Source organism: Holdemanella sp. MSK.7.32, assembly GCF_024460475.1.
Taxonomy (GTDB): Bacteria; Bacillota_I; Bacilli_A; order Erysipelotrichales; family Erysipelotrichaceae; genus Holdemanella.
In genome coordinates this window covers 1-12,495 of record NZ_JANFYN010000021.1, presented here as the reverse complement: position 1 = coordinate 12,495, position 12,495 = coordinate 1, and the positions used below count along the sequence as shown (strand labels likewise).

12 protein-coding genes and 1 riboswitch are annotated in these 12,495 nt (G+C 34.8%); all 12 genes read left to right on the top strand.

What is annotated here, in order from left to right; genetic code table 11:
* The first annotated feature begins 1 nt into the window (after nt 1).
* A complete protein-coding gene (locus tag NE544_RS06460) occupies nt 2-940 on the top strand; it encodes a PfkB family carbohydrate kinase (protein ID WP_256268754.1) in 939 nt (312 codons plus the stop codon).
* A 58-nt stretch (nt 941-998) separates the two neighbouring features.
* Nucleotides 999-1,117, top strand: a riboswitch (FMN riboswitch).
* A 91-nt stretch (nt 1,118-1,208) separates the two neighbouring features.
* A complete protein-coding gene (locus NE544_RS06455) occupies nt 1,209-1,826 on the top strand; it encodes an ECF transporter S component (protein ID WP_227991023.1) in 618 nt (205 codons plus the stop codon).
* 2 nt (nt 1,827-1,828) lie between these two features.
* On the top strand, nt 1,829-2,590 hold the full coding sequence (locus NE544_RS06450) for a creatininase family protein (protein ID WP_256268753.1): 762 nt from the start codon (nt 1,829-1,831) through the stop codon (nt 2,588-2,590).
* Between the two features lie 56 nt (nt 2,591-2,646).
* Nucleotides 2,647-3,309 (top strand): LytTR family DNA-binding domain-containing protein, encoded by a 663-nt coding sequence (locus NE544_RS06445; protein ID WP_118115399.1) that lies wholly within the window; start codon nt 2,647-2,649, stop codon nt 3,307-3,309.
* 550 nt (nt 3,310-3,859) lie between these two features.
* A complete protein-coding gene (gene ggt / locus NE544_RS06440; RefSeq protein ID WP_256268752.1) occupies nt 3,860-5,434 on the top strand; it encodes a gamma-glutamyltransferase in 1,575 nt (524 codons plus the stop codon).
* Nucleotides 5,435-5,481: 47 nt separating this feature from the next.
* A complete protein-coding gene (locus NE544_RS06435) occupies nt 5,482-6,249 on the top strand; it encodes an HAD-IIB family hydrolase (RefSeq protein ID WP_199670883.1) in 768 nt (255 codons plus the stop codon).
* Nucleotides 6,250-6,271: 22 nt separating this feature from the next.
* Nucleotides 6,272-7,210, top strand: coding sequence for a diadenylate cyclase CdaA (gene cdaA / locus NE544_RS06430; protein ID WP_118115365.1), 939 nt, complete (start codon nt 6,272-6,274; stop codon nt 7,208-7,210).
* Entirely contained in the window at nt 7,194-7,988 is a 795-nt protein-coding gene (locus NE544_RS06425; protein ID WP_118115363.1) for a YbbR-like domain-containing protein, read from the top strand. Before cdaA ends, NE544_RS06425 begins: the two co-directional genes overlap by 17 nt.
* Nucleotides 7,988-9,322 carry a phosphoglucosamine mutase gene (gene glmM, locus NE544_RS06420; protein ID WP_256268751.1) on the top strand — a complete coding sequence of 445 codons (1,335 nt, stop codon included), beginning with the start codon at nt 7,988-7,990 and terminating at the stop codon, nt 9,320-9,322. The genes NE544_RS06425 and glmM overlap by 1 nt, the downstream gene beginning before the upstream one ends.
* A gap of 15 nt (nt 9,323-9,337) precedes the next feature.
* On the top strand, nt 9,338-9,997 hold the full coding sequence (locus tag NE544_RS06415) for a response regulator transcription factor (protein WP_117570991.1): 660 nt from the start codon (nt 9,338-9,340) through the stop codon (nt 9,995-9,997).
* A 60-nt stretch (nt 9,998-10,057) separates the two neighbouring features.
* Complete coding sequence (locus NE544_RS06410) at nt 10,058-11,473, top strand: HAMP domain-containing sensor histidine kinase (RefSeq protein ID WP_118114692.1); 1,416 nt, start codon at nt 10,058-10,060, stop codon at nt 11,471-11,473.
* Nucleotides 11,470-12,450, top strand: coding sequence for a Gfo/Idh/MocA family protein (locus NE544_RS06405; protein WP_256268750.1), 981 nt, complete (start codon nt 11,470-11,472; stop codon nt 12,448-12,450). The genes NE544_RS06410 and NE544_RS06405 overlap by 4 nt, the downstream gene beginning before the upstream one ends.
* The last annotated feature ends 45 nt before the right edge of the window (nt 12,451-12,495 follow it).

Genomic DNA, 12,495 nt, shown 5'->3' with positions numbered 1-12,495 from the left:
CGTGATTCAAAAAAAGAATGGAATTGTCGTAGTAGGTGCGATTTTTGTGGATATTAAAGGCTTTCCACAAGATATATATGTTCCTGATGGGAGAAATGCAGGATATATTGAGTATATTCATGGTGGTGTAGCACGAAATGTTGTAGAAGATATTGCAAATTTAGGTTTAAACTCAACATTTGTTAGTATTGTTGATAATACGGCATTAGGAGAAGATGTTAAACAGAGATTGCAAAATCGAAATGTGAATACAGATTATATGAAATCTATCGAAAACGGTATGGGTACATGGCTAGCTGTTTTTGATCATAATGGAGAATTAGCGGGTTCAATATCTCATCGTCCGAATTTAATGCCAATCTATTCAATTTTAGAAGAAAATGGAGACACAATTATTGAAAATAGCGATTCTGTGGTGGCTGAAATAGATATGGATGAGGAAATTGTTGAAAAAGTTGTTTATTTATGTCAAAAACATAATAAAAAATTATTTGGTGTTGTCAGCAATATGAATATTGCGATTGAAAGAAAAGATCTTTTGAAGCAATTTGATTGTTTGATCTGTAATCAATTAGAATCGAGTATTCTTTTTTCAAGAGATTTTAAAGAGATATCAGCAGAAGAATTAAGTCATACATTGATTGATGAAGTGCAGCAATCAGAATTTAACTCTTTGATTGTAACACTTGGTGAAGCGGGATCTTTATATGTGAAACACAACGGTGAAAGTGGCTTTTGTCAGGCTCGTCAAATCGAGGTAAAGGATACAACAGGAGCAGGAGATGCATTTTGTGCTGGGACAAGTGCTGGACTAACTTATGGTAAGAGTATGCTTGAGGCTATGAAGATAGGTAGTCATTTAGCTAGTTCTGTCATAGCTTCGTGTGAAAATGTATGTCCTTGTTTTTCGCAAGATAAATTTGATATTGTGAAAAAATAAACAAATTAGTTGCATGATGGAAGATTATGTGTTATTTTATTTGCGAACATAGATTCAATGAGTTCTTCGGGGCAGGGTGTAATTCCCTACCGGCGGTAAAAGTCCGCGACCCACGCAAGTGGCTGACTTGGTGTAATTCCAAGACCGACAGTATAGTCTGGATGGTAGAAGACACAAAAGTATTTTTTGTATTTTTTAGACCCCGAGAAGATTTTTCTTGGGGTTTTCCTTTTGAAAGAGCTTGTCTGAATCAAAAGGAGGTAAAAAGATGAAAAAATGGAATGTTCAAACAATTGTATTAACGGCGATGCTTGCAGGTCTTGCAGGAGCTTTGATGTCACTGGAATTTTCTTTACCAATGATGCCACCATTCTACAAGATTGATTTTAGTGATGTACCAAGTATTATTGCTCTATTTAGTTTAGGTCCTGTATCTGCCACTTTAGTAGAAGTTATTAAATTAGTTGTAAAAGTTGTGACAGTAGGAACAAATACAGCTTATGTGGGTGAACTCGCAAATCTTTTAGGCATTGTTCTATTTATTTTACCAACATGGTTTGTGTACAAGAAGATGAATAAGACAAGAAAAGCTGTTATTGTCTCTTTAATTGTTGGAATTCTAATTCGTACCGTATTCGCATGTTTCTGTAATGCATGTATTACTTTGCCACTATATGCCAAAGCTATGGGAATGCCGTTAGATTCTGTTGTGCAGATGGTAGGTTCTGTAAATCCAAGTATTAAAGATTTAACTTCATTTATTGCGCTTGCGACAATTCCATTTAACTTGATCAAAATCTCAGCTAACTACATCATTGGATATTTCTTGATGGAAAGATTGGCAGCCATTCGTCCAAGCTTTAAGTTTATTTATGAGGCAAAATAAGTATGATTTGTAAGTATCAAGAATTAACACGTTTAGAAATGGAACAAGTCGATCGAGAAAACACAATTGTTTTGATTCCATTAGGTGCATTAGAACAACATGGAAATCAAGCACCACTTGGTACGGATACACTCATTGCCACAGCTATGTGTGACTATATTGAAAAAGAGTTAAAGGACGAGGACATAAATCTATTATTGTTTCCAGTCATTCCAGTCGGATTGAGCACGGAACATAAAGAATTTTGTGGATCCATTACATTTAAACCTATGACTTACTATCATATGTTGTATGACATATGTGAAAGTCTAGCTCATCATGGCTTTAAAAAAATGGCTTTTCTTGTATGTCATGGTGGAAATGCACCGGTCGCAAATTTGATTTCTAGAGAAGTAAGAAGTGATTTTAAAGTGTATCCATTTGTATTAAACTCAGGAGCCTTTGATCATCCAGCTGTAAAGGCAACGATTTCTAAAGGAAACACATTTGATTTTCATGGTGGAGAAATGGAAACTTCCATGGTCATGGCGATTGATGAAAGCTTAGTTAAGTTAGAAACAAGTGAAAAGGGTATTCCTAAAAATACAGCTATGAAAGCACATTTGTCTTGGCTTGCATCGGATTGGGTAACTGAGCAGCAAAAACCAATTGGGATTGGTGGAGATCCAAAGGGTGCAACTAAAGAAAAGGGAGAAATCATTTTATCAATTAGCGCAAAAGAAATTGTTAAGGATTTGATTTTAATTCGTGACTTTAAAGAATAATATTTTGAAATGGTTTACATTTGATAAAAATGCGTTCACTCTTTATAATTATAAGTATGATAAAAGTAGCCATATTAGAATATGAAAAAGAAACTAAGGACATCGTTTTTCAATTATCTAAATTGTTTATGCATGAGGATTGGTGTTTTCGTCATTACTTAAAGGCGAGTGATCTGGCAAAACGAATGAAGGAAGAAGAGTATCAATTATTTGTGTTTGATGAAATGTTTAAGACGAGTCGTATTGAAAGTGTATTTGTACATGATAATCCCAATGCGATTGTGATTTATGTGTGTGAAAATCCAATTAAGACGCGCGGCGATGATGAAAGAAGTCGTGTGTTCTATATTTCAAAAGAAAATATCGCAGATGACATTTCAGCTTATGATCAAATGATTCGTTCGCAATGTATTCAAAGTCATGTGTATGAATTTAATTATGATGGAGTTCGTATGAATCTTTCGTATGAAGATATCTACTATTTGGAAAAGAATGAAAAGATGGTGTATTTCTATACAAAAAAAGGCGTTTTTCATAAGCGCGATAGTATGAATGCACTGGAAGAAGTGTTTAAAGAGTTCGGCTTTTTACGAGTACACGTATCCTATATTGTGAATTCTAAATATATTGTGGCTTGGTATAAAGATGAAGTTGAGCTTATAAACAAGGTTCTGATTCCTGTTTCGAGAGGAAAAAAGCGAAAGATATCGATGAAATAACCGGTTTTACCAGAAAAAAGGCGAGTTTTACCACTTGCCTTTTCTTTTTGATTTTGTTGGTTATAATGAAAGTGTAAAGAGAAGTAAGAGCAGAGAAAACTTCTCTTAAGACAAAAAGAGAGCGGTGAGAAGATGACAATAACATAGAGTTGAAACGGAAAGTTTTAACTATAAAAAGTTGAAGCTATGGAGAGAAGGCTCCAAAGGTTAAGCTAGAGGAATTCTAGAAAAAACATTCAGTGGAACTTAACAAGAAAAGGAAATAGGATTTAGATAAAGGGTTTTTATCGAGTGAATAATCACAAAAAGGATAGAGTACTTGGAATGTTAAGAATATCATCCAATCTAAATCATGGAACTTAAAGATACTCATATATGGTCATACTTGAGAAAATGCTTAAGGAAAATGAATAGAATAAAATCATAATGCGGATGATAAAAAAATTGGATAAGGTAGAAAAGTTATCCGGTTTAAAAAAAGTGAATAAATAAATCAGAGCAGATGGAATGTCTGCTCTAATTTTTGTATAATTGTCTCGGTGATGAAGATATGGAAATTAACTATTATGATAATCCATTCGCATCCAAAAGAACGAATGTGATTGCACGAAACGGAGTTGTCTGCACAGGAAATAATTTAGCTACACAAGCTGGCTTAAGAATGCTTATGCAGGGTGGAAATGCCGTAGATGCGGCCATTGCGACGGCAGCTTGTTTGACGGTTGTAGAACCATGCTCAAACGGGCTTGGATCCGATGGATTTGCGATTGTGTGGATGAAAAATAAGATGTATGGCATGAATAGTTCAGGTCATTCTCCATATGCGATTTCGGCAGATAAAGTGGATGAAATTCCAAAACGAGGATGGATTCCAGTTACGGTGCCTGGTGCAGTCAAGGGTTGGAAAGCTTTAAGTGAAAGATTTGGTTCTTTGCCGTTTAAAAAGTTATTAGAACCGGCCATTGATTATGCAAGAAATGGATATCCAGTCAGTGCAGAGATTGCTCGTATGTGGAAAAAGGCATTAAATGCGATTCCAAATAGTGAGGAGTTTAAGAGCTGGTATGATACTTTTACTTTTGATGGAAAAACACCTGAACCAGGACAGATGATTTGCATGCCAAAACTTGCGGATGCACTAGAAAAGATTGCTGATACAAATACAGATGCTTTGTATTATGGAGAATTGGCAGATCGTATTGATGAAGAATCTAAAAGATTTGGTGGATTCTTACGAAAACAAGATTTAGAAGATCACAAGGTTGAATGGGTCAATCCAATTCATGTAGATTATCATGGCTATCAAGTGTGGGAATTACCTCCTAATGGACAGGGCATTGTGGCTTTAATGGCTTTGAATGTTTTAAATAATTTTCAATTTAAAGATAGAGATGTGGATTGTATTCATACGCAGATGGAAGCTTTAAAAATGGCTTTTGCGGATGCCAAAGAATATGTTACAGATCCTAAATGTATGAATATGCCAGTGGATGATTTGATAAGTGTTGATTATGGTAAACAAAGAGCGAGTCAAATTGGTCATTTGGCTTTGCCACCAAGGGTAGATAAGCCGCATGGCTCTGGTACAGTCTATTTGTGCACAGCAGATAAAGATGGCAATATGGTTTCATATATTCAATCAAACTATATGGGATTTGGTAGTGGCATTGTCGTAGATGGAGTTTCCTTACAAAATCGTGGATATGATTTTAGTTTAGATCCATCTCATGTGAATTACTTGATGCCTCATAAAAAGACGTATCATACAATTATTCCAGGTTTTTTGACAAAAGATGATAAACCCGTTGGCCCTTTTGGTGTAATGGGCGGTTATATGCAGCCGCAGGGACATATGCAAGTTGTCACAAACATGATTGATTTTCATTTAAATCCACAGATGGCTTTAGATGCCAAACGTTTTCAGTGGATAGAGAATATGAAATTTATTGTTGAGCCAGGCTTTGATGAGAATATAATTACTGAATTAAAGAAACGTGGTCATGACATTGAAATAGAGCCCGAATTAGCAATGTTTGGGCGTGGACAAGTCATTATTCGATTAGAAAATGGTGTCTATGTTGCAGGATGTGAATCAAGGACGGATAGTAATATTGCTTGTTATTAAAATTATGTGATAAAATCATAGTAAATAGAAAAGTTGAGGAATTATACATGAAGCTTTTAGCTACAGATTATGATGGTACATTACGTTATGCACAGGATGTAATGCCAGAAGATTTAAAATCGATTGAAGAATGGAAAAATAAGGGGAACAAATTCGTGATTGTGACGGGTCGTTCTAAAGAATCGATTGATGCGCAAATCAAATTATTTAATTTACCATGTGATTACTTGATCACAAATAATGGTGGTATGGTTTTTGATGAGAATGGAAATGTTTTATTATCAAATTATTTAAATTTTGATGTTTGTGTAGACATTTTACATAATGTAAAAAAATTAGACACTGTGATTAGTTATGTTGTAAATGATGGAATTCACCGTCATCGTATTGTATTGCAGCCAGATGCAGTGGATCATCGTTATCCAAATTTAAAACCAGATGTTACGGAAGCCGAATTATTGGATATGACACATTTTGCGCAGATCGTATTATCAATGGAAGATACAGATTCAGCTTTAGAAGTGGCAAGTAAAATCAATGATTTGTATTATGAACAAGTTGTTGCTTATCCAAATAATTTCGTTGTTGATATTGTACCAAAGGGAATTTCTAAAGCGACAGGTTTAGATTTCTTGATTGAATATGCGAATATCAAAGAAGAAGATGTATATACAATTGGTGATGGACATAATGATATTCCGTTGATTGAATTTGGTGTGCATGGTTCAGTTATGTCGTATGCAGATGAAGATGTAAAAGCACATGCTCAAGTTGAGTATGATTCAGTAAGTGATTTAATTTCAAAAAATTTATAAATAAAATAAGGGGGTATTTTAGATGAGTTTCAGCTTATCTGATATTACATTCCTAATTCGATTATTATTGGATATTTTAGTAGTATGGGGATTGATATATTCTGGACTAAGAATTGTGCGTAATAATTCACGTACGATCCAACTAGTGAAGGGTGTATTGATTATCGTTTTAATCAAGGCTTTAGCTGTATGGCTAGGCTTAAATGCTTTAAATTATTTGATTGAAATGTTCTTGAATTGGGGAGTTGTCGTTATTTTGGTTGTTTTCCAACCTGAAATTCGTGGTATGTTGGAAAAAGTTGGTAAAACAACAGCCATCTTAACAACGGATGTCTCCGTTTCACAAATTCAACAAATGATCAATGAATTGGTAGAGGCATGTACAGAAATGTCAAAATCAAAGACAGGAGCCTTGATTTCTATCGAAAGAACACAGAGCTTGTCCGATTTTATTCGTACAGGAATTGTGATGGATTCAGAAGTTTCAACTGAATTATTAGGAACAATATTTCAGTATGGAACACCAATGCATGATGGTGCCGTTATTATTCAGGGGAATAAAATAGCGTGTGCAGCAGCTTATTTTCCTCCAACCACAAAGGATCTTCCTAGTAAGTATGGAGCAAGACATAGAGCGGCTGTTGGTATCAGTGAAATTACAGACTCAATAACAATTATTGTGAGTGAAGAAACAGGAAATATTTCAGTTGCGGTCAATGGCCAGTTAACGCAATATCCACCAGAAGGTTTACAGCGTTATCTAACAAATATGTTAGTGACAGAATCAAGTCAAAATCCGTCTTCAATTCTTGTTCCTATGTTGTCTCAGGCCAAGTCCATGGGGAAACGTGCTAAAAAGCAGACTGAGGACGCAAATAAGGATGAGCGTGTGAAGGCAATCGAAATTGTGAATTTATATGAACAGAAAAAGGAGGGCAGTCAACATGGAATCTCCAAATAAGAAGAGCCCTTCTGTATGGTTTAATGAGTTGCGTGGTTTACTGACTTTGATATTTCAAAAAGTTAGTAAACTCGTAGACCGTGTATTATTTGATAAAAAAGGATCTGTAATTATTTCTTTGGTTTTATCCATCATGATTTGTGTTGTGATCAACTATGAAGATATTAGTTTAAAATTGTTCAACGATACAAGAACAACTGTGGATCTAAGAAATGTAGCTGTTGAAGTACTCGCAGATACAGATAAATATGATGTGGCTGGTGTGCCAAGTACAGTAGATGTTTCATTAACTGGAGATGCGACAAGTATTCAGGTATTCCGTTCAAAGGGTAGTGTGCAAGTCGTAGCTGACTTGAAAAAATATTCGGAAGGTGAAAATATCATCAATTTAAAGGTAAAGAATTTGCCAGAAAAAATTGAAGCTGTTGTAGATCCTGCTACAATTGATGTTACACTTTCTAAAAAAGTTACAAAATCATTCACAATCCAACCAGAATTGTTGGTGGGATCAAACCAAAAGGTAACTGATTTTGAAACACCTACATTAGATGTGATGACAGTTAAGATTACGGCAAGCCAGAATCAATTGAATTCAATTCGAATTGTGAAGGCGTTGATTGACTGTACAGGTCAAATTCAAGATTTTGAGGCTAATGCAGCGTTGGCGGCTTATGATGCGAAGGGTAATCGAGTAAATGTTACATTATCACCAGAGACAGTACATGCAAGTGTGAAATTAGCTAAAAATACATCATTAGACAAGGAGGATTCAGAGTAATGGGTAAGTATTTTGGAACAGATGGAGTTCGTGGAAGAGCGAATGAAGGTTTAACTTTAGATATGTCTATTAAGATTGGACAATATTTAGGTTGGTATTATGGAAAAGAAAAACATGCGAAAATCTTGATTGGTAAAGATACAAGACTTAGTGGAGACATGTTTGAATTAGGGCTTGCGGCAGGTGCTACAAGCATGGGGGCTCAAGTCTATTTATTAGGTGTATGTCCAACTCCGGCTATTTCTTATTTGGTTCGTAAAGAACGCTTTGATTGTGGAATCATGGTAAGTGCAAGTCACAATCCATATTATGATAATGGAATCAAGTGTTTTAACCACAATGGAGAGAAGATGGAAGAAGAACTTCTTCTTGAAGTTGAAAAATATATGGATGGCTTAACCGATTTAGATCTAGTGACTGGAGATCACATTGGAGAATATTTCGAATGGGAAGATGGACTAGAAATCTATATGAGCTGGTTAAAAGAATGTGTTCCTGTAGACTTATCTGGTATGAAAATTCTTTGTGACTTGGCAAATGGGTCTGCGACAAGTACAGCGGTAGAAACATTGGATTCTTTAGGTGCTACAGTAGATGCCATCAACAATTCGCCAAATGGAATCAATATCAACAATAAGTGTGGATCTACACATCCTGAAGGACTACAAAGAATGATGCGTGAAGGGGACTATGATATTGGTTTGGCATTTGATGGCGATGCTGATCGTTTGATCATGGTGGATTCAGATGGAAAGCTTTGCGATGGAGACTACATCTTATATATTTGTTCTCGTTATATGAAATCAATCAATCATTTAAACAAGAATATGGTTGTCACAACGGTTATGGCAAACCTAGGTTTATATAAGGCTTTAGATGCCAATAAGATTGATTATATTCAAACGGCAGTAGGAGATAAGTATGTATTTGAAGAAATGCAGAAGAATGACTACTGGGTTGGTGGAGAACAAAGTGGACACATCATTTTCTTAGAACATGAAGTAACGGGTGATGGTTTAATGACGGCTTTAAAGATTCTAGAAATCATGAAAGCTACAGGAAAATCATTGAAGGAATTGAGTGAAGGATTGTTTATTTATCCACAGTTATTAAAGAATGTGACTGTTAAAGATAAGAATGCATGTCTAGAAAGTAAAGAACTACAAGAAGTTGTAGATTCAGTTGCGAATGATTTAGGAAATGAAGGACGTATCTTAGTTCGTCCAAGCGGGACAGAACCATTGATTCGTGTCATGGTGGAAGCGAAAACAGATGAGTTATGTGCTCAATATGTTAAGCGTGTTACAGATTTCTTAGAAGAAAATAATTTTTAGAAAGAGGGTGGCCCAATGAAAAGAGTCATTAGTATTGTTGAAGACGAGAAGGATATCAATAATCTAGTTGCCCAATACTTACGAAAAGAAGGATATGAGGTTCATTCTTACTATACATACGAAGAGGCAAGTGCACATGTTGCGGATGATGATGTGCATTTGTGGATCTTAGATATTATGTTGGATGACAAATCTGGTTTTGACTTGATTGAAGAAATTCGTCTTCAAGGACCAGAAACACCAGTGATCTTTATGTCTGCGCGTGATAAAGAATTTGACCGTATTATTGGATTAGAGAAAGGTTGCGATGACTATATCACAAAACCATTTTCACCCAAAGAATTAGTATTAAGAGTCAACAATATCATTAAGCGTGCTTATCGTGATGATAATAATCGCATTAGCATTGATGGATATGAATTGGATGAAGAACAACGAAAAATCTATGCGGACAATGTAGAAATTGAATTAACGACAAAGGAATTTGACTTGTTGATGATGTTTATCAAAAACAAAGGAATTGCCTTCTCACGTGATAAAATTCTTGAAAATGTTTGGGATGAAAACTACTTTGGTAGTGATCGTGTCGTAGATGATACTTTGCGTCGTTTGCGTAAAAAACTTCCAAATTTAAACATTCATACAATCTATGGATATGGATATCGTTTAGGGTGATACAAATGTATCCCCTTTTCTTTTTCTTATGGTAAAATGTTTATGATGAGGTGATATTTTATGAAGGGACCTTCCTTTTATTTTCAAAAAATGTCATTAACACGACAAATTTTAACGATTATTTTGACGGTTTTGATGTTTTTTATCATGTTTTTCTTTGTGTTTGTCAGCGATAATATTGATCGAACCATTACTAAACAAATGTATGAACTGATCTTAAATCGACAAACACCGATCGTTGGATTAGTGGATTCGAAACAAACCGATAGTATAGATGACATTTATGCTTTCTTAGCGAGTGACAGTGTTCAAACAAACTGTATTATTCAAGATGGTAAAATGAATGTGTTCTCAAATCAGAGTTCCAAAAGAAAACCAGTGAATCATAAAGTATATGAATATTTATTAGATCAATCCAAACAAATGAATTCTGAAAATGAAGAAGCACTACAGGGAACGATTACAGTCGCAAATTCGAAGTATTATTATCGTTTGATTTATTGTCATGACGGTATAATTTTGGCGAGTTTTATGGATGATACGTATGCGACACAATTTAGAGATTCATTGATTGATTCTACGGTATACGTTATTGTGATTGCGTTTATGATTGTATTCCTGATTATTTTAATGTGGGTATTCTCTATTATTCATCCTTTGAATTTAATTCGAAATTATATTGAACAAATTAAAGATGGAAAAGAAGTAGAACTTCATTTAAATCGTGATGATGAAATTGGTGAAATGGCGACTGCGATTGTGAAGATGAATGATGAATTGAAAAAGCAGGATAAAGCCAAAGAAGATATGATTCATAATATTTCGCATGATTTAAAAACGCCGATTGCGACAATTAAATCGTACGCTGAATCTATTAAAGATGGTATCTATCCTTATGGAACTTTGGAAAGCAGTGTTGATGTCATCTTAGATAATGCACAGAGATTAGAAAATAAAGTACATTCTTTATTATATATGAATCGTGTTGAATACTTGGTGGCAAGTGATGCTGAGGGTGTAGTCACAAATATGAAGGATGTTGTGGAACAGGTTGTTTTAAATGCAGCCGTGATTCGCCCTGAAATTCAAGTGATTACAGATGTAGAAGAAGTCTTTTTTGATGGTTTGATTGAAGCGTGGCGTGTAGCCATTGAAAACATTATGGAAAATGCATTCCGTTATGCGAAATCTTACATTAAGATTGAAGTAAGAGAAGACTGGTTGTGTATTAGTAATGATGGTCCAAAGATGCCTGAAGATCGCATTCAATCTTTATTTAGACCTTATGAAAAAGGCGAAGGTGGACGTTTCGGACTCGGATTATCCATTGTTTCTAAGGTTTGTAAGGCCAACCACTATATTGTGAAAGGTGAAAACAGCGAGGATGGAGTTCGCTTTATCATTTATCGTAAAACAAAAAAACAAAAGAAGAAAAAAGAAAATAACTGGGTAAAAAATAAAGGAGAAAAAGCATGATGAATGTCGCAACGATTGGCTCTGGTGTTATAGTAGATCGCATGATTGAAGCTATGCGTTTAGATGGTCGATACAATTTATATTGTGTATATTCTAGAACAAAGAAGCGTGCTAAAGAATTTGCCGAAAAACATGGGATTCAAAAGTATTACACGGATATGGAAGAAATGTTGAATGATGAAAATGTGGATATTGTGTATGTGGCAAGTCCAAACTCTTTACATTATTCACAATCAAAAATGGCGTTGGAACATAAGAAGCATGTTATTAATGAAAAACCATTTACGCCAACTTTAAAAGAGTGTAATGAACTATTTGAAATAGCTGAAAAAAAGGGTGTCTATATTTTTGAAGCTATCACAAATGTGCATTTGCCAAATTATAAAATTATTAAAGAAAATTTGTCGAATTGCGGAGATATCAAGATGGTTCAGTGTAATTTCTCACAATATTCATCGAAGTATCAAAAGTATAAAGATCATGTTCAAACAAATGCCTTTGATCCAGCCTTCAATGGTGGAGCTTTAATGGATATAAATGTATATAATTTACATTTTGTGACGGGAATGTTTGGTAAGCCGAATGAGCTTCATTATTTTAAAAATGTTGGATACAACGGCATTGATACAAGTGGAATTATTATTATGCAGTATCCCGATTTTATCGCAACTTGTACTGGTGCTAAAGATTGTTCAAGCCCTTATGCAGTATATGTACAAGGGGATCAAGGAACGATTATTGTCTCTGGTGCAAGCAGTGGCGTATGTAAAGATGTTTATTTTGATATGCCGAAAAAAGATCAGATTGGCAAAAAAGCTATGGATACAAGAGAAAAAATCAGTATTGAACAACCAAATCACATGTTGTATGAGTGTCAGGACTTTATGGATATCATTCTAAATAAGGATGAAGAAGCTTATACAATGTATAAGGAACAAACCCAAATGGTTGTAGAACTATTAGAAAAGGCGCAATAAATTTGGATGGGGTTATGTGAATTTGCTCTCCAAGAATTTAAGGGG